The 17,319-nt window shown below is 65.1% G+C and carries 15 protein-coding genes; 6 read left to right on the forward strand and 9 right to left on the reverse strand.

Features of this window, described 5'->3' with window-relative positions; translation table 11 throughout:
- Positions 1-1,704, reverse strand: coding sequence for a type IV-A pilus assembly ATPase PilB (gene pilB / locus ACYRGX_RS07245; RefSeq protein WP_473055936.1), 1,704 nt, complete (start codon positions 1,702-1,704; stop codon positions 1-3).
- 205 nt (positions 1,705-1,909) lie between these two features.
- Here pilB and ACYRGX_RS07250 point away from each other — a divergent pair, with 205 nt between their 5' ends.
- From ACYRGX_RS07250 to ACYRGX_RS07260, 3 genes are all read left to right on the forward strand, one after another.
- Positions 1,910-2,347: a pilin gene (locus ACYRGX_RS07250; protein ID WP_473055937.1), complete on the forward strand. Its 438-nt coding sequence runs from the start codon at positions 1,910-1,912 to the stop codon at positions 2,345-2,347.
- Between the two features lie 346 nt (positions 2,348-2,693).
- Positions 2,694-3,866, forward strand: coding sequence for a sulfatase-like hydrolase/transferase (locus ACYRGX_RS07255; protein ID WP_473056646.1), 1,173 nt, complete (start codon positions 2,694-2,696; stop codon positions 3,864-3,866).
- An 11-nt stretch (positions 3,867-3,877) separates the two neighbouring features.
- Positions 3,878-5,089, forward strand: a complete 1,212-nt coding sequence (locus ACYRGX_RS07260) for an O-antigen ligase family protein (RefSeq protein ID WP_473055938.1) — start codon at positions 3,878-3,880, stop codon at positions 5,087-5,089.
- Between the two features lie 517 nt (positions 5,090-5,606).
- Here ACYRGX_RS07260 and ACYRGX_RS07265 read toward each other — a convergent pair.
- From ACYRGX_RS07265 to ACYRGX_RS07290, 6 genes are all read right to left on the reverse strand, one after another.
- The gene (locus ACYRGX_RS07265) at positions 5,607-7,190 is read right to left on the reverse strand and encodes a peptide chain release factor 3 (RefSeq protein ID WP_473055939.1); all 1,584 of its coding nucleotides are present in this window, start codon (positions 7,188-7,190) and stop codon (positions 5,607-5,609) included.
- A 112-nt stretch (positions 7,191-7,302) separates the two neighbouring features.
- A complete protein-coding gene (locus tag ACYRGX_RS07270) occupies positions 7,303-8,271 on the reverse strand; it encodes a dipeptide ABC transporter ATP-binding protein (RefSeq protein WP_473055940.1) in 969 nt (322 codons plus the stop codon).
- Positions 8,268-9,251, reverse strand: a complete 984-nt coding sequence (locus tag ACYRGX_RS07275; RefSeq protein ID WP_473055941.1) for an ABC transporter ATP-binding protein — start codon at positions 9,249-9,251, stop codon at positions 8,268-8,270. The genes ACYRGX_RS07270 and ACYRGX_RS07275 overlap by 4 nt, the downstream gene beginning before the upstream one ends.
- Positions 9,248-10,153, reverse strand: a complete 906-nt coding sequence (locus tag ACYRGX_RS07280; RefSeq protein WP_473055942.1) for an ABC transporter permease subunit — start codon at positions 10,151-10,153, stop codon at positions 9,248-9,250. Before ACYRGX_RS07280 ends, ACYRGX_RS07275 begins: the two co-directional genes overlap by 4 nt.
- Entirely contained in the window at positions 10,150-11,160 is a 1,011-nt protein-coding gene (locus ACYRGX_RS07285; RefSeq protein WP_473055943.1) for an ABC transporter permease subunit, read from the reverse strand. Before ACYRGX_RS07285 ends, ACYRGX_RS07280 begins: the two co-directional genes overlap by 4 nt.
- A gap of 104 nt (positions 11,161-11,264) precedes the next feature.
- A complete protein-coding gene (locus ACYRGX_RS07290) occupies positions 11,265-11,969 on the reverse strand; it encodes an SIMPL domain-containing protein (RefSeq protein WP_473055944.1) in 705 nt (234 codons plus the stop codon).
- A gap of 214 nt (positions 11,970-12,183) precedes the next feature.
- Between ACYRGX_RS07290 and ACYRGX_RS07295 the strand changes: the two genes are divergently transcribed.
- The 3 genes from ACYRGX_RS07295 (at position 12,184) to ACYRGX_RS07305 (ending at position 15,090) form a co-directional block, all read left to right on the forward strand.
- Positions 12,184-13,446: an ATP-binding protein gene (locus tag ACYRGX_RS07295; RefSeq protein ID WP_473055945.1), complete on the forward strand. Its 1,263-nt coding sequence runs from the start codon at positions 12,184-12,186 to the stop codon at positions 13,444-13,446.
- Between the two features lie 38 nt (positions 13,447-13,484).
- Positions 13,485-14,045 carry a response regulator transcription factor gene (locus ACYRGX_RS07300; protein WP_473055946.1) on the forward strand — a complete coding sequence of 187 codons (561 nt, stop codon included), beginning with the start codon at positions 13,485-13,487 and terminating at the stop codon, positions 14,043-14,045.
- 103 nt (positions 14,046-14,148) lie between these two features.
- Entirely contained in the window at positions 14,149-15,090 is a 942-nt protein-coding gene (locus ACYRGX_RS07305; protein ID WP_473055947.1) for an AEC family transporter, read from the forward strand.
- On the opposite strand, the gene ACYRGX_RS07310 is transcribed toward ACYRGX_RS07305, so the two are convergent.
- Positions 15,087-16,184 (reverse strand): calcium/sodium antiporter, encoded by a 1,098-nt coding sequence (locus tag ACYRGX_RS07310; RefSeq protein ID WP_473055948.1) that lies wholly within the window; start codon positions 16,182-16,184, stop codon positions 15,087-15,089. The two genes, ACYRGX_RS07305 and ACYRGX_RS07310, sit on opposite strands and share 4 nt — an antisense overlap.
- Complete coding sequence (locus ACYRGX_RS07315) at positions 16,181-17,281, reverse strand: calcium/sodium antiporter (protein ID WP_473055949.1); 1,101 nt, start codon at positions 17,279-17,281, stop codon at positions 16,181-16,183. The genes ACYRGX_RS07310 and ACYRGX_RS07315 overlap by 4 nt, the downstream gene beginning before the upstream one ends.
- Positions 17,282-17,319 lie beyond the last annotated feature (38 nt).

Here is a 17,319-nt window from a genome sequence, read left to right on the forward strand (position 1 = left end):
CTAGTCCTTGGTCACGCGGTTGACTTCCTCGAGGCTGGTGATGCCCAGCATGGCCTTGCGCAGGCCCGAGGTGCGCAGGTCGGCGAAGCCATCGGCGCGCATCTGCGCGGCGATGTCGATGGAGTTGCCTTCCTCCATGATAATGCGTTGCAGCGCCGGCGTACTCTTGACCACTTCGTAGATACCGACACGACCCTTGTAGCCGCCGTTGCACAGGTCGCAGCCCACGGGTGCGTAGATCTGGAAACTACCGATGCGCTCCTCGGGGAAGCCCTCGTGCAGCAGGGTCTCGCGCGGCAGCTCGACCGGCTTGCGGCAATGGGTGCAGAGCTTGCGCGCCAGACGCTGGGCGATGATCAGGTTGACCGAGGTGGCGATGTTGAAGGCCGCCACGCCCATGTTGCGCAGGCGGGTCAGGGTTTCCGCCGCCGAGTTGGTGTGCAGCGTGGAAAGCACCATGTGCCCGGTCTGCGCGGCCTTGACGGCGATTTCCGCGGTCTCCAGGTCGCGGATCTCGCCGACCATGATCACGTCCGGGTCCTGGCGCAGGAAGGCGCGTAGCGCCTGGGCGAAGTCCATGCCCTGGCGCGGGTTCACGTTGACCTGGTTGACGCCCTCGAGGTTGATCTCCACTGGGTCTTCCGCCGTGGAGATGTTGATGTCGACGGTATTGAGGATGTTCAGGCCGGTGTACAGCGAAACCGTCTTGCCCGACCCCGTCGGCCCTGTCACGAGGATCATGCCCTGGGGCTGCTTGAGGGCGTTCAGGTAGAGTTGCTTCTGCTCTTCCTCGTAGCCCAGGGCATCGATGCCCATCTGCGCGCTGGTCGGGTCGAGGATACGCATCACCACCTTTTCGCCCCACAGGGTAGGCAGGGTGTTGACGCGGAAATCGATGGCCTTGGTCTTGGAAATGCGCATCTTCACGCGGCCGTCCTGCGGCTTGCGGCGTTCGGAGATGTCCAGTCCGGCCATGACCTTGAGGCGCGCGGTGATGCGGCTGGCCAGCTGAATCGGCGGGCGCGCGGCCTCGTGCAGCAGGCCGTCGGTGCGGAAGCGCACGCGGAAGGTCTTCTCGTAGGGCTCGAAGTGCAAGTCCGAGGATCCGCCGCGGATGGCGTCGAGGAGCATCTTGTTGACGAAGCGGACCACCGGGGCGTCATCGGCATCGGCGGCATCGCCGAGGGTGCGTTCTTCCTGGCCATTATTGTCGACGTCGAGACCTTCCAGATCGACGTCGTTCAGGCCGTCCAGGCCCGTGCCGGAGGCTTCATAGAGCTTGTCGAGGGCCTCGCCGAGCTTGTCGTCCTCGACCAGGATCGCTTCGGTGTTCATTCCGGTGCTGAAGCGAATATCGCGAGCCGCCTGATGGTTGGTGGGATCGGAGATGCCGATGAACAGCTTGGTGCCGCGACGCCACAGGGGAATCGCGCGGTGCTGTCGGGCCAGCTTCTCGCTGATCAGGTCCTTGGGTTGACCCTCCGGGTCGAGGGTCTTCAGGTCGAACAGCGCAATGCCGAACTGCTCGGCGGCCAGCTCCGCGACGGCACGGGCCGACACCAGGCGCGATTGCACTACGTGACTGACCAGGGGGGACTTGTTGCGTTGCGCGTCCTGCATGGCGCGCTGGGCAGCTTTTTCATCCAGCAGGCCGGCTTGCACCAATTGGCGGGCGAGGCCGGAAAGGGTCACGGAATCGGTCATGAGATGCCTCGAAATACCTGCGTGCCCTTATAGCGCGGATGCGCGAGGCTGCCAAATCGCTGAAGTCGCAGGTGACAGAAATTGTCAGCTTGTGACCCCTGTGATTCATGTTGGGATGCACTCAAACAGGCGGAAGCCAGCATTGTTAGCGCTGGTATGGAATGTGCTTGGCATCCAGCGGTTATCTACCCACCGGAGAGTTTCAATGAAGGCTCAGAAAGGCTTTACCTTGATCGAACTGATGATCGTCGTGGCGATCATCGGCATCCTGGCTGCAATCGCTATTCCTCAGTACCAGAACTACGTTGCGCGTTCGCAGGCCAGCGCTGCTTTGGCCACTATCCGTCCTCTGGTTACGGCGGCGGAAGATATGATTCAGCGAGGGGTAACGCCAACGCTAACTCCCAGTACGCCGGAAACCTATCTTGGGCTTGAGGCGGACTCTAGCGCTCTGGGCACCGTTAGCTTGACTAACTCCGGGCAGGAAAACATGCAGATCACTTTCACGCTGGACGGAAGTGTTGGTCCTGCTGTAAACGGTTCTGCTGTGAATATGGTGCGTGACTCTACCAGCGGCAACTGGTCGTGCACGACTGATTTGGATGCCCAGTACATTCCCACTGGCTGTGGTAGCGGTAGCTAATTGACTGTACGCCCCACGCCCCGGCGTGGAATTGCATACCATGCCTGCGCCTCGGTGCGGGTATGGTATGAATCTAGCGGTTTTTCCATCATCACTCGGTCCGTTTCTCGGTGGGCCGATGCGCCATTTCCTATTATTTTGAAGCGTTCCCAGCCCAAGGATGTCTGATCGACGCCTTTTCCCTCCCCTGGCTGGCGCAATTTCATTTCTGTGTCTGTCCAACGGGCCGTTATTTGGCCTGGCCTCATGGCTAGCTCTGGCGCGTCCGCTCGTCAACGTAGATTACCTGTTGGCTCTGGTGCTAATTAGCTTCGGTTGGCGTCGGGTAGGGACGTTGTTGTTGCTGGTGTTCTTGGCGTCCGACGTGCTCATGCTGGTCGGGCAGGTCTTCCCGCTGATGCGACTGGAGGATCTGGCCTATGTCGTAGGCTTCGTGTCTTCCGCCTCGCTCACGCATCAAGTCTGGTTGTTCACCGCGATATCGCTGTGCGGTGGGTTGCTGGCGGGAATGTTCGTTGTCGCTCGGTGTTGCGGACGCATGAGTGCGCTGGTGCTCCTCAACCTGGCCCTGTGCGTCTACGCCATCGAAAGTCTTCAGTCGGACACGGGGCAGCGTTTCTATCGGCCCCAGCAGACACTGGTTTCCAGTCAGGCCGTGAACTGGTTCGACTCACGTGCAGACAGTTTCCTTGAACTGTTCGAGCAGGACGCCGGCGCGCCGTTCAAGGGGCCTGTCCCGGGGGCTTCGCAGCCTTGGTTGAAGGCGCCGGATGCGCTGCCGGCAAAACTCCTGCTCGTGGTCATGGAGTCTTGGGGGGTGACCAATGATCCGCGCATCCAACAGGCCTTACTGTCCCCGTTGCGGCAACTCGCTCCGCAGATGCAGCAGGGAACGCTTCCCTTCGTGGGTATCACCCTGGGTGGGGAAATGCGCGAGTTGTGCGGACTGGCCCCGTCGCATTACGCATTGAAGGATGTGTCCACAGGCTTCGAGCATTGCCTGCCCCGTCTGTTGGCGGCGCAGGGCTATCGGACGCGCTCGATGCATGCGGCGAGCGGGACCATGTACGACCGGCGCTTTTGGTATCCACGCGTGGGTTTCCAGGAGGACACCTTTTTCGAAAGCCGCACCTGGCCAAGACGGTGTTATTCCTTCCCAGGTGGCTGTGATCTGGATCTGCTGGATGAGGTCGAGACGTTCTTCGCGCAGCCAGGCAAGCGCTTCCTCTACTGGATGACGCTGAACAGCCATCCGCCCTACGACTCAAGGGATTTGCGTGAAGTCGATTTCGACTGTGCGGCTCATAGGGCTCTTGCCGGCGAGGCCGAATCCTGTCGAAATCTGCAGCTGCAAGCCCAGTTCCTTTCCGGCCTTGCACGTCTACTCGCACGAGAGGACATGCGTGGCGTGGAAGTTATCCTGGTCGGCGACCATTCCCCGGTCATTCTCAATCAGCGTGAAAAAAGAGACGTGTTCGCCGCGGGCTTGGTGCCCTGGGTTCGGTTTCGTATGCCCTAAGGAGAGCCAAGGTGGCAGTACAGGGATGTGTTCTTGGGCTGTTCTTTCTGAGCCTTGCGTTCGTCAATATTTCCAGTACCCCGCAGAACAACTGGTTGATTGCGCTCTTGCAAGTGCTGGTGGTCCTGATACTGCTGCTCGGCCCCGCGCGGAGAGCTTTCTCGTACAAGGTGCTGCTATGGCTAGGGGCGCTTGGGGTGGCACTGCTTTGCTCCAACTCGTTGGCCCGCCTGGATGGCGTGGGAATTGCCGACGGGCGTCGTGCCGTTGAGGTGGTGTTGCACTGCGTGTTCGGCGTGGTTTGCTACGCGGTACTGCGGGAGAACCGAGCGGCGTTGAACGGGATCATCGGCGGTCTGTTGCTTTCGGTGACGCTCTATGTCGGCGTTTGGCTGTCCATATGGTTTTCCCTCGAAGCGCCGCGTCAGTACGACTGGTTCTACGCACCGCCACTCTTCACCCATATTCGATCCCTTGGTTTGTCCTTCGCGATCATACCCATCGTGGCTGCCTGGCTATGGATGATGAGGGAGGGCGTCTGGCGAGGGCTGGCGATGCTCGCCTACCTGCTCTCCTCCTCGCTGGTGCTATGGAGTGGCGGTCGGGGTGCGATACTCGCTATGTTGCTCGGCATCCTGCTGTTGAGCCTTGCATTCCACGGGCGTCGTTATGCCTTGTGCTGGGTGGGGCTGGCCGTCGCGACGCTGGTGGCGCTGGCGCTGTCCGCTGCGTTCAATACCGACCAGAGTGGGATTGGCTGGTGGGGCGCTTGGCTGCGTAGCGGCGCGGCGATGGATATGGAGCAGCTCAGCTCGCGACGGCTGAGTATGTGGCTCTATCTGATCGACTACATTGCACAGCGGCCCTGGTTTGGTTGGGGCGGCGAAGCATTCCGTGCTCTCTGGCCCTCTCCGCTCTTCGTTCAGGCCCATAACAGCCTGATACAGATGTTGCTGGAGTGGGGGATTGTCGGGGCAATAGGGGTGTTTTCCACGATTGGATTCGTCTTGCAGAGGAGCGCGCGAGCCTTCTTTGCGCGTCCACATGTGGAGGTGCGCCAGCATCTCGCCTTGGGATTTGCCATCTGCCTGGCCTTGTTGGTGTTCTCCATGGTCGATGGCGTTTTCTATCGAGGTGCCCCTTCGGCGTTGCTGGCTTTTTCCTGCGCGTTGCTCATGGCTGATTCCGTGAGGCTTCGAGCAGGCGCCGGGATCGCCGAGTGACGGCGTACGGCAGGGTGCTTGCATTTCCCGCTACCAAGAGTGATTGTCATTTTCTGAATTCCCAGCCAAGTCCCGCCGTGTCCTCTCCCGATTTCGACAGTGTCTTCATCGCCAGCGCCAGCCATTGCTGCGTACGCTGTTACGCATGGTGCATAACCCCAGCGTCGTCGAGGAGCTGGTGCAAGAGACCTAACTGAAGGCCTCGAACGTCCTGGCCGAACGGTGTGTAGAGCATCTCGAGCCGTTTCTCTTCCAGGCCGGGCGCAACCTGGCGCTGGACTACCTGCGCCGTGTGCGCATGCAGTCTCGCTCTGTACTGCAGGACGTTCCGGAAGACGAGCTGCTGTCGGTGCCCTCCAGCGAGGCTTCGGTGGAAGAGGGGTTGCATGCCCGGAGACTCTTGCAGCGACTGGATGCAAGTCTGGCCGGGTTGACCGAGCGCCAGCGCAGCATCTTCACCGCGCTGCTCTTCCCCCTCGCCCCTCGCGGGGAGGGGCTGGGAGAGGAGGGACGGGCCTCAGTGGTGTTCGCGTGTCGCGCGGAATTTCACGTCGGGCCAGCGTTCTTCCATCAGTCCCAGGTTGACCCGGGTCGGCGCCAGGTAGGTGAGGTGGCCGCCGCCATCGATGGCCAGGTGCTCGTAGGCCTTGTCGCTGAATTCCTTGAGCTTCTTCTCGTCGCTGCACTCGATCCAGCGCGCCGACCAGACGTTGACCGCCTCGTAGGCGCACTCGACCTTGTATTCCTCTTTCAGGCGGCTGGCGACCACGTCGAACTGCAGCACACCCACGGCACCGAGGATGATGTCGTTGTTGCGCTCGGGGAAGAACACCTGGGTGGCGCCTTCCTCGGCCAGTTCCTGCAGGCCCTGGCGCAGCTGCTTGGACTTCAGCGGGTCTTTCAGGCGCACGCGGCGGAACAGCTCCGGGGCAAAGTGCGGAATGCCGGTGAAGCCGAGCACTTCGCCTTCGCTGAAGGTGTCGCCGATCTGGATGGTGCCGTGGTTGTGCAGGCCGATGATGTCGCCGGCCCAGGCCTCCTCGAGCATCTCGCGCTCGCTGGAGAAGAAGGTCAGCGCATCGGCGATCTTCAGGTCCTTCTTGGTGCGCACATGGCGCAGCTTCATGCCTTTTTCATAGCGCCCGGAGCAGATGCGCATGAAGGCGATGCGGTCGCGGTGCTTGGGGTCCATGTTCGCCTGGATCTTGAACACGAAGCCGCTGAATTTCTCCTCGGTCGGTTCCACCAGGCGCTCGTGGGCGGCGCGCGGCAGCGGCCGCGGGGCCCAGTCGACGATGGCATCGAGCACGTGCTCGACGCCGAAGTTGCCCAGTGCGGTACCGAAGAAGACCGGGGTCATCTGGCCGTCGAGGAAGGCCTGCGCGTCGAATTCGTGGCAGGCGCCCTGGACCAGTTCGAGCTGCTCGACGAAGTCGTCGTAGAGGTCGCCCAGGTGGGCGCGGGCTTCATCCGAGTCCAACCGTTCGATGACGCGGGTCTCGGTGCGCTCGTGGCCGTGGCCGGGCACGTAGACCAGGATCTTGTCTTCGGTGAGGTGGTAGACGCCCTTGAAGTCGCGGTAGGAACCGATCGGCCAGGTGATCGGCGCGGCCTTGATCTTCAGTACCGCCTCGATCTCGTCGAGCAGCTCGATGGGGTCGCGGATGTCGCGGTCGAGCTTGTTGACGAAGCTGACGATGGGTGTGTCGCGCAGCCGGCAGACGTCCATCAGGGCGATGGTGCGTGGCTCCACGCCCTTACCGCCGTCGAGCACCATCAGCGCCGAGTCCACCGCCGTCAGGGTGCGATAGGTGTCTTCCGAGAAGTCCTCGTGGCCGGGGGTGTCGAGCAGGTTGATCATGTGCTCGCGGTAGGGGAACTGCATCACCGAGGTGGTGATGGAGATACCGCGCTGCTTCTCCATCTCCATCCAGTCGGAGGTGGCATGGCGATCGGATTTGCGCGACTTCACCGTACCGGCGACCTCGATCGCCTTGCCCATCAGCAGCAATTTCTCGGTGATGGTGGTCTTGCCGGCGTCGGGGTGGGAGATGATGGCGAAGGTACGGCGTTTGGCGACTTCGGCGGCCTGGGTGGTCATGCGGCGAACCTGATTGGAGAAGCGGGAAAAAGTCGGCGCGCAGTATACAGCAAGGGCCCGGGGCTGGCCGCGTACGCGACGACCTGGTGTCGTCCTGGGCGCTACCGGCTCTTCAAACGCCCACCTCCCCGGCGAAATGACAGGCCACCTGGCGTCCCCGCACCTCGCGTAGCGCCGGCACCTCGTGGCGGCAGCGTTCGCTGGCGTAGGGGCAGCGCGGATGGAATACGCAGCCGCCGGGCGGCGCCAGCGGGTTCGGCGGTTCGCCCGCCAGGCGTCGGCGCGACCCGCTTGCCGGTGCGTGCAGGCTCGGCGTGGCGGCCAGCAGGGCCTGGGTGTACGGGTGCAGCGGGGTGTCCTGCACGGCTGCGGCCGGGCCGAGTTCCATCGCCTTGCCCAGGTACATCACCAGCACCTGGTCGGCGACATGGCGCACCACCGCGAGGTCGTGGGAGATGAATACGTAGGCGGTCGCGTAGGTCTGCTGCAGCTCGGCCAGCAGGTTGAGCACCTGGGCCTGGATGGACACATCCAGCGCCGAGGTCGGCTCGTCCGCCACCAGTATTCTGGGCGCCAGCATCATCGCCCGGGCGATGGCGATACGTTGCCGCTGGCCGCCGGAGAACATGTGCGGGTAGCGCGCCTGGTGGTCGCCGCGCAGGCCGACCTGGGCAAGCATCGCTTCGACCCGTTCGCGGCGTTCGGCACCGCTCAGGTCGGTGTTGATCGCCAGGGGCTCGGCCAGTTGCGCACCGATGCTGCGGCGGGGATTGAGCGAGGCGTAGGGATTCTGGAAGACCATCTGCACGTCGCGACGCAGGCGCTTGAGGGTGGCGCGATCGGCCTGGGCCGGGTCCGTCCCGGCGATCCGCAGCGAGCCGCCCGTGGGCGTCTCGATCATCGTCAGTGCGCGAGCCAGGGTGGACTTGCCGCAACCGGACTCACCGACCACCGCCAGGGTCTGTCCGGCGGCCAGCGCGAAGGACACGCCATCCAGTGCGCGTAGCATCGCCGGGCGTCGCAGCAGTCCGCGTGCCACCGGGTAATGGCGCGCCAGGTCCTCGGCCACCAGCAGGGTCATGGGCGGGCCTCCTGATTGCGTGGGTGGAAGCAGCGGACCTGACTCAGACGGCCCGGCGCCAGCGCCGGGCGGCTGCCGCGGCAGTCCGGCTGCACGTAAGGGCAGCGCGGTGCGAGCAGGCAGCCGTCGGGGCGGTCCTGGGCGCCGGGCACCACGCCTGGCAGGCTCGTCAGCCGCTGTGTGGGGCGAGCCGGATCGGGGATCGCCGCCAGCAGCGCTTCGCTGTAGGGGTGCGCCGGCGCCTCGAACAGCGCCGGGATGCGTCCATCCTCGACGAGTTGCCCGGCGTACATCACGCAGACCCGTTCGGCGCGCTCGGCGACCACCGCCAGGTCGTGGCTGATGAGGATCAGCGCCATGCCCTGGCTGCGCTGCAGGTCGAGCAGCAGGTCCATGATCTGCGCCTGGATGGTCACGTCCAGTGCGGTGGTGGGCTCGTCAGCGATCAGCAGGCGCGGCTCGGCGGCGATCGCCAGGGCAATCGCCACGCGCTGGTTCATGCCGCCGGAGAGTTGATGCGGGTAGGCCTTCAAGCGACTGGCGGCGGCGGGGATTTCCACCCGTTCGAGCAGTTCCAGGGCGCGCTGGTGGGCCGCTCGCCCCTTCAGGCCGAGGTGCTGGCGCAGCACTTCCTCGAGCTGGAAGCCCACCGTGAACGCCGGGTTCAGCGTGCCCATCGGGTCCTGGAAGACCATTGCCAGGTCCTTGCCGATCAGCCGTCGGCGGGCGCGACCGCGTAGCTGCAACAGGTCCTGGCCGGCGAATTCCAGGCAACGGGCCTCGACCCGGCCGGGCGGATCGATCAACCCCATCAGCGCGAGCATGCTCATCGACTTGCCCGAGCCGGACTCGCCGACGATGGCCAGCACTTCGCTCGCCTGTAGCGTCAGGTCGAGGCCATCGACTACCGGCGCGGCCGTGCCGAAGCGCACCGACAGATCGCGGATGTTCAGTAGGGCGGCGTCGTTGGCGTGTGTCATCCGGCGTCCTTGAGTCTCGGGTCCAGCGCGTCGCGCAGACCGTCGCCGACCAGATTGATCGCCAGCACGCTGAGCAGGATGGCAAGGCCGGGCAGGGTGACGACCCACCAGGCGCGCTCGATATAGTCCCGTGCCGAGGCGAGCATGCTGCCCCATTCCGGGGTTGGCGGCTGCACGCCGAGGCCGAGGAAGCCCAGCGCGGCGGCATCCAGGATGGCCGCGGAAAAGCCCAGGGTGGCCTGTACGATCAGCGGCGGCAGGCAGTTGGGCAGCAGCGTGATGAGCATCAGCCGCGGCAGTCCGGCACCCGTCAGACGGGCGGCGGTCACGTAGTCCCGGTCGATCTCGCCGAGCACCGTGGCGCGGGTCAGGCGTACGTAGGCGGGGAGCGATACCAGGGCGATGGCGAACACCGTGTTGCCCAGCCCTGGGCCGAGGATGGCGACGATGGCGACCGCCAGCAGCAACGCCGGTAGCGCCAGCATGATGTCCATCAGGCGCATGATCCCAGGGCCCAGCAGACGCGGGAAAACACCGGCGAGCAGGCCCAGCGGTACGCCGGGAAGCAGCGAGCAGAGCACCGAGGCCAGGCCGATCAGCAGCGACAGGCGGGCGCCATGGATCAGCCGCGAGAGCAGATCGCGGCCCAGTTCGTCGGTGCCCAGCAGAAAGCGCGCCTGGCCAGCCTCGAGCCAGGCCGGCGGCGTCAGCAGCGCGTCGCGGAACTGCTCGGTTGGATCGAAGGGCGCCAGCCAGGGGGCGAACAGGGCGCAGATGACCAGCAGCAGGAGAAAGGCCGCGCCGCCCAGGGCGCCGCGGTTGCGGGCGAAGTGCCGGAAAAATCCCGCCAGCGCCGAGGGGGGCAGGGGCGACGTGTCGGCCATCGTGGGGTCAGCGTTCATCGGGCATGCCGAATGCGTGGGTTGGCCAGGCCGTAGAGCAGATCGACGCTGACGTTCACCAGGATCACCAGAGCGGCGATCAGCAGGATGCCGCTCTGCACCACGGGGTAGTCGCGGGCACTGACCGCTTCGATCAGCCAGTTGCCGATGCCCGGCCAGGAGAACAGCTTTTCGGTGAGTACCGCGCCGCCGAGCAACGCGCCGGTCTGCAGGCCGAACACCGTGAGCACGGGCACCAACGCGTTGCGCAGGGCATGCAGCAGGATGACCCGGGCGGGCGACAGGCCGCGCGCGCGGGCACTGCGAATGTAGTCCTCGCGCAGCACTTCGAGCATCGCCGAGCGGGTCATGCGGGCGATCACCGCCAGCGGGATGGTACCCAGCACCACGGCCGGCAACAGCAGGTGATGCAGGGCGTCGAGGAAGGCGCCGGGTTCGTCGCTGAGCAGGGTATCGACGAGCATCAGCCCGGTGACCGGCGGCACGTCGTAGAGCAGGTCGAGGCGGCCGGAGACCGGCGTCCAGCCCAGGTTCACGGAAAACAGCATGATGAGGATCAGCCCCCACCAGAAGATCGGCATCGAATAGCCGGTCAGCGCCAGGCCCATCACGCCGTGGTCCAGCGTCGAACCGCGCCTGAGCGCCGCCACCACTCCCGCCGGTACGCCCAGCAGGGTGGCGAACAGCAAGGCCGCCAGAGCCAGTTCGAGGGTCGCCGGGAAGCGCGCGAGGAACTCGCTCCAGACGCTGTCGCCGCTGCGCAGGGAGTGGCCCAGGTCACCACCGGCGAGGTCACGCAGGTAGTCCAGGTATTGCACCGCCAGCGGTTGGTCCAGGCCCAGGCGATGCAGGGCTGCGGCATGTTGCTGGGGATCGAGCAGGCGCTCCCCGGCCATCACTTCGAGCGGGTCACCAGGTACCAGGCGGATGAGTGCGAACGCGAGCAGGGTGACGCCCAGGATACTGGGCAGGATCAGGCCCAGGCGACGGGCGACGAAGAGCAGCATCGATCAGCCTCCGGGCGATGACGTACGGGGCGCCAGTGTACAGGGCCCAGCCTCTTCGACACGCTGACGTGTCGAGAGACTGGCGCGCCTGGCGAGGTCCAGGCTCAGGGCATCTGTACCTCGATGACGCCGTCGGCACTGACCTGGACCTGGCTATTGCCCGCCTCGATCTCCGGAGTCACCGCCAGCGAGTCGCGCATCGAGGCGCCCTTGGCCATGGCGTACATCGGGCGCGGCGTGGAAAAGCCGTTGCTGTTCAGGTTCAGGCTGACGATGCGGTAGCCGCTGCCGCCGAGCGCCTCGCTGGCCAGCTTGGCGCGCGCGCGAAAGGCGGCGATGGCCTGTTCGATGAGCGCATCCTCACGCTGCTTGCGTACCGAATCGGACAGGGAAAAGCTCATCCCTGCCATCTTCAACTGTTGCAGCAGCTCGCCTGTCAGGCTCGACAGTGCGGCGAAATCACCGCTTTCCAGGCGCAGTTCGGCGCGCTCGCGCCAACCGCTGAGCTGCTGGCCGTCCTTGTCGTAGATGGGGTAGCTGTTGCGCCCGCCGAGACTGGTCTGTACCGCCTCGACCTTGCGGGCCTGTTGCACCGCCGCGTTGAGTGTCTTGGTGACGCGAGCGGCCAGCGCCGCGGGGTCTTCGCCCTGTTCCTCGCTGTAGAGGACTACCTGCATGCGGTCCTGGGGCACCTCGGCGGAGACCTCGGCGCGTAGCGCGATCTGGTTGTAGCGCGGCTCGTCGGCCTGCGCGCTGGCGGCGGCGCAGCCCAGCAACAGGGCGAGCAGGGCGGGAAGGGATCTGGACATCGACGACTCCTTGGCAGGGGAAAACGCTCGGTGAGCGATTGCCATCGGACCGGCGCGAGACGCAGGCGTTCGAGGCAAGGGTTTCGTTCAGGCTACCGATCTCCCCCCTGCTCGTCGACGGTGGCGTACGCTTGGCTTCGACGTGGCGCTTTGCCGCAGACGGGCAGGCCTGGGGCGAGCTTGGGTATACTCGCCGCTTCCCACAGGAGTCCCCATGCTCGCTCCGATCGCGCCGATCCAGTTGCTCTCGGCCAGCCGTCAGAATCTCCTGCGGCTCGCCCTCATTCGTTGCCTGGTGCTCATGGCGCAGGCCGGTTCGGTAGGGTTGGCCTACGCCTTCGATCTGCTGCCGCTGCCCTGGATACCGCTGTGCGTGACCTTGAGCATCGCCGCCGGGCTGATCCTGCTCACCGCCCTGCGCCTTCGTGGGCCCTGGCCGGTGACCGAGTTCGAGTACGCCTGCCATCTGGGTTGCGACCTGATCGTGCACAGCGTGCTGCTGTTCTACACCGGCGGGCCGACCAACCCCTTCGTTTCCTACTACCTGGTGCCGCTGACGGTGGCCGCGGCGACCCTGCCGTGGATGCATGCGATCCTGCTGTCCGCATTGGCGCTGGTGGGCTACACCGCTCTGCTGGTGTGGTACGACCCGCTGGGCATCGATGTCGCCCATCGCGCCACACTGCAGGTCTATGGGATGTGGCTGAGCTTCGCCTTGGCCGCGGCGCTGATCACCGTTTTCGTCGCGCGCATGGCCGAGGAGCTGCGCCGCCAGGAGCGTCTGCAGGCACAGCGCCGCGAGGAGCGCATGCGTGACGAGCAACTGATGGCGGTGGCGACTCAGGCCGCGGGCGCCGCCCATGAGCTGGGCACGCCGCTGGCGACCATGAGCGTGCTGCTCAAGGAGCTACGCCGGGAGCATCGCGACCCGGCGCTGCAGGAAGACCTGGCGCTGCTGCAGGAGCAGGTGAAGCTGTGCAAGGAGACCTTGCAGCACTTGGTGCGCGCCGCCGAAGCTGACCGGCGTCAAGCCGTGCAGGAGCAGACTGCGGTTGAATGGTTCGAGTCGGTGTTGCGCCGCTGGCACCTGATGCGTCCGGAGGTCAGTTATCGCTTCCAGAACCACGGGCGCGGCGCAGCCCCGCGGATGATGCCGCCAGCGGACCTGTCGCAGGCCCTGCTGAATTTGCTGAACAACGCGGCCGACGCGTGCCCTGACAATCTGGGCGTGAGCGTTGGCTGGGATGCCCAGTGGATACGGATCGAGATTCGAGACCAGGGTGCAGGGGTGCCCCTGGCGATCGCCGAACAACTCGGCAAGCCCTTCTTTACCACCAAGGGCAAGGGATTCGGACTCGGACTGTTCCTCAGCCAGGCCAGCGTCACGCGTGCCGGCGGCACGGTTAAACTGTACAACCACGAGGAAGGCGGCACGCTCACGGAGTTGCGTCTTCCACGCCTCTACGGGTTGCCCTGAAGTAGCGGCGAGTAGCGCATGAACGCGGAGGAATGGCAATGAGCGAAGATGTCCTGTTCGATGGTGAGGAGCACCCGCACATCCTGCTGGTGGATGACGATCCCACCTTCACCCGGGTGATGGCCCGAGCCATGGACCGTCGCGGTCTGCGTGTCAGCGTTGCCGGCTCTGCCGAGGAAGGCCTGAACATGGCCCAGCGCGACCTGCCGGACTACGCGGTGCTCGACCTGAAGATGGAGGGTGATTCCGGCCTGGTGCTGCTGCCCAAGCTGCTGGAGCTGGATGCCGAGATGAGGGTGCTCATCCTCACCGGCTACTCCAGCATCGCTACCGCCGTCGAAGCCATCAAACGGGGTGCCTGCAACTACCTGTGCAAGCCGGTGGATGCCGACGACGTGCTCGCCGCGCTGCTTTCGCAGCACGTCGAGTTGGACGCCCTGGTGCCGGAAAACCCGATGTCGGTGGACCGCCTGCAGTGGGAGCACATCCAGCGCGTACTGGCCGAACACAACGGCAATATCTCGGCGACCGCGCGTGCCCTGGGCATGCATCGGCGTACCCTGCAGCGCAAGTTGCAGAAGCGTCCGGTCCGGCGCTGAAGCGGCCATCGTCGTTCATAAAGGCTCGCGAACGCCCTGCCTCATGTGTGTCGAGGCGCTCGCCTGCTAGGATAGGCGCCCTGACACCCAGGGTGCTATTTCGATGCTCGAACTCTTCAGCCAGACCATGGCGATCACCGCGCCGGTGTTCGCCATGTTGTTCCTGGGCGTATTGCTGCGCCGTCTCGGGCTGATCGACGTACCTTTCATCGATACCGCCTCGGCGCTGGTGTTCAACGCGACCATGCCGACCCTGTTGTTCCTCGGTATCGTCGAAGCGGACGTCGGTGATGCGCTGCCGGTCGCCACCCTGGTTTACTACGCCGTCGGTACCTTGGTGTGCTTCGCCCTCTGCTGGTGTTGGGCCGTGCGCTTCTGCCCCTACGAAGAACGCGGCGTGTGCACCCAGGGCGCATTTCGCGGCAACAACGGCGTCGTTGGTCTGGCTTTGGTCACCAGTCTCTACGGCGATTACGGCCTGACCCTGGGCAGTTTGTTGGCGGGGATGGTGATCATCTTCTACAACGCACTGTCGGCGGTAGTGCTGGCGGTCTATAGCCCGGCGGTGAAGAGCGACCCGCTGAGCGTGGCCCGCAGCATCGCGAAGAATCCCATGATCATTGGCGTGCTGGCGGCACTGCCCTTCGCCATCTGGCGGATTCCCTTGCCAGAATGGCTGCTCACCTCCGGCCACTACTTTGCACAGATGACCCTGCCACTGGCGCTGATCTGCATCGGTGGCACCCTGTCCATCGCCTCACTGCAGCGTGGTCGGGGACTGGCACTGTCGACCAGCCTGATGAAGATGGTCTGGTTGCCGGCCGTGCTGACACTGGGCGCCTGGCTGCTCGGTTTTCGCGGCGCCGACCTCGGCGTGTTGTTTCTCTACTTCGCCAGCCCCACGGCGGCGGCCAGCTACGTGATGGCCCGCGCCGTGGGTGGCAATCACGAGTTGGCGGCGACCATCATCGTGGTCAGCACGCTGATGGCGGTGCCGGTGAGCAATATCGGCCTCTTCGTCCTGCAGTGGGGCGGCTGGATCTAGCCCCTAGCGCTGCGCTGAAGCTTCCAGGCGCGAACGGTGAGCACCGCCAGGGTCAGCGCAGTGAGTGGCAGCACGTACCAGACCAGGGCGTGGGCGAAGCTCGGATGCAGTGGCGAGGCGTTGGCCTGCAGTATCAGGTGGGTGGTGTAGGCCAGGTAGAAAAGGAAGAACAGCAGCCCCTCCCAGCGATCGATGCGTTGTCCGGTGAAGAAGATCGGCAGGCAGGCCACCGCCACTGCGATCATGATCGGGAAGTCGAACTGCAGGGCGTTGCTCGATACCGCGATGACCTGTGGCGAGACCAGCGAGGCCAGGCCCAGCACGCAGAGCAGGTTGAACAGGTTGCTTCCGACGATATTGCCGACGGCGATGTCGCGTTCGCCCTTGAGCACCGCCAGCACCGAGGTCGCCAGCTCCGGCAGCGAGGTGCCGATCGCCACCACGGTCAGACCGATGACCAGGTCCGACAGACCCAGCGCCCGTGCCAGGCTGGTCGCGCCGGCGACCAGAAAGTCCGACCCCCCCACCAGCAGCAGCAGTCCGGCCACCACCAGCGCCAGGTCGATGGCCCAGCCCCAGGGACGCGATTCGGCGGGCAGGGCGTATTCGGTGTCGAACTCGTCCTGCTCCGCAGGCGCCTTTTCGCGGCGTGCGCTGTAGATCAGGAACCCCGTGTAGACGAGCACCGCGGTAAACAAAAAAGCGCCATCCAGGCGGCTGAGCGCGCCATCCCAGGCCAGTGCGTAGGTCACCAGACTGGCACCGATCATCAAAGGCACGTCGAGGCGGATCAGCTGCCGCGACACCAGTAGCGGTGCAACCATCGCCGAGATGCCGAGGATCAGCAGCACGTTGGCGATGTTGCTGCCGATCACGTTGCCGATCGCCAGGTCGCCGCTGCCGGCCCAGGCCGATTGCACGCTGACCGCGGTTTCCGGCGCGCTGGTGCCGAAGGCGACCACGGTCAGTCCGATGACCAGCGGCGGGATGCCGAAGCGGGCGGCGAGGCGGGCGGCGCCACGTACCAGAACTTCTGCGCCGGCTACCAGAAGCACCAGGCCGGCCACGAGTTGCACGAGGGTCATCAGGGTCATGATGGAGTGGACTCCGTCGAAGCATTCGGATGGAAGGCGCTCTGCCGTCGGACGAGGCGGCGAGCCAGTAGGAACAAGGTGAGCAGACCCAGCGGTAGCGCACTCCAGATCAGCAGGTGCTGCAGTTGGGCCAGGCGGCGCATGCCGGAGGCGACCAGCAGCAACTGCGACAGGTATCCGGCGTAGGCAACCAGGAACAGCAGACCTTCGCAGCGGCCGATGCGCCGGCCGGCGAGCAGCACCAGCAGGCAGCCGGCGCTGGCGGCGAGCCAGGCGGGCAGGTCGAAGGCCAGGGTATTGGGCGAGATGGAGAGTCCCTCGGGCTCGACCAGCGCGGTGGCACCGAGCACCAGCAGCAGGTTGAACAGGCAACTGCCGATGACGTTGCCGATGGCGATCTCCCGTTGTCCACGCAGCACGGCGACCAGAGAAATGGCGAATTCCGGCAACGAAGTGCCCAGCGCGACCACGGTAAGTCCAATCAGGCGCTCGGAAAGTCCCAGGTCGAGGGCCAACTGGCTGGCGCCCTGAACCATCAGCGTGGCGCCGCCCAACAACAGCGGCAGTCCGCCCAGAATCACCAGTATCGCCGTCGGCCAGCGCCGTGGCCGGTGTGCCAGCAGGCGACTGTCGGCGTGCTCACCCGGCTGCAGCGCGCGCCACGCCAGCAGGCACAGGTAGGCGAACAGTGCGAACAGCAGTACGGCGCCGTCGACGCGCTCCAGGTGCGCGTCACTTCCCAGGTAGGTGACGAGCAGCCCGGCGCCGAGCAACAGCGGTGCATCGATGAGTGCCAGGCTGCGCGAGACCCATTGCGGACGCAACACGGCACAGCCGCCGAGCACCAGCAGCAGGTTGGCGAGATTGCTGCCCAGTACCGTGCCGACGGCGAGATCACCGCTGGCTTGGGCATTGGCGCGCAACGCTACGGCCAGTTCGGGGGCATTGGTCAACAAAGCGACCAGGGTCAGGCCGATCAGCAAGGGCGAGAGGCCGAGCCGAGCTGCCAGGCGCACCGCGCCACGCACCAGAAGCTCTGCGCCCAGAGCCAGGAGCAGGAGGCCGGCAAGCAACTGGGCGATGGGGATGAGGGACATGTACGGCTGTGTTTCCGCGGTTGGGACGGCGTTTAGAT

The organism is Pseudomonas sp. R4-15 (assembly GCF_055768815.1).

Excerpts from the sequence above, each read along its gene's own strand:
- pilB (WP_473055936.1), bottom strand. The coding sequence starts at position 1,704 with ATGACCGATTCCGTGACCCTTTCCGGCCTCGCCCGCCAATTGGTGCAA.
- ACYRGX_RS07250 (WP_473055937.1), top strand. The coding sequence starts at position 1,910 with ATGAAGGCTCAGAAAGGCTTTACCTTGATCGAACTGATGATCGTCGTG.
- ACYRGX_RS07265 (WP_473055939.1), bottom strand. The coding sequence starts at position 7,190 with ATGACCACCCAGGCCGCCGAAGTCGCCAAACGCCGTACCTTCGCCATC.
- ACYRGX_RS07270 (WP_473055940.1), bottom strand. The coding sequence starts at position 8,271 with ATGACCCTGCTGGTGGCCGAGGACCTGGCGCGCCATTACCCGGTGGCA.
- ACYRGX_RS07275 (WP_473055941.1), bottom strand. The coding sequence starts at position 9,251 with ATGACACACGCCAACGACGCCGCCCTACTGAACATCCGCGATCTGTCG.
- ACYRGX_RS07280 (WP_473055942.1), bottom strand. The coding sequence starts at position 10,153 with ATGAACGCTGACCCCACGATGGCCGACACGTCGCCCCTGCCCCCCTCG.
- ACYRGX_RS07285 (WP_473055943.1), bottom strand. The coding sequence starts at position 11,160 with ATGCTGCTCTTCGTCGCCCGTCGCCTGGGCCTGATCCTGCCCAGTATC.
- ACYRGX_RS07290 (WP_473055944.1), bottom strand. The coding sequence starts at position 11,969 with ATGTCCAGATCCCTTCCCGCCCTGCTCGCCCTGTTGCTGGGCTGCGCC.
- ACYRGX_RS07295 (WP_473055945.1), top strand. The coding sequence starts at position 12,184 with ATGCTCGCTCCGATCGCGCCGATCCAGTTGCTCTCGGCCAGCCGTCAG.
- ACYRGX_RS07300 (WP_473055946.1), top strand. The coding sequence starts at position 13,485 with ATGAGCGAAGATGTCCTGTTCGATGGTGAGGAGCACCCGCACATCCTG.
- ACYRGX_RS07305 (WP_473055947.1), top strand. The coding sequence starts at position 14,149 with ATGCTCGAACTCTTCAGCCAGACCATGGCGATCACCGCGCCGGTGTTC.
- ACYRGX_RS07310 (WP_473055948.1), bottom strand. The coding sequence starts at position 16,184 with ATGACCCTGATGACCCTCGTGCAACTCGTGGCCGGCCTGGTGCTTCTG.
- ACYRGX_RS07315 (WP_473055949.1), bottom strand. The coding sequence starts at position 17,281 with ATGTCCCTCATCCCCATCGCCCAGTTGCTTGCCGGCCTCCTGCTCCTG.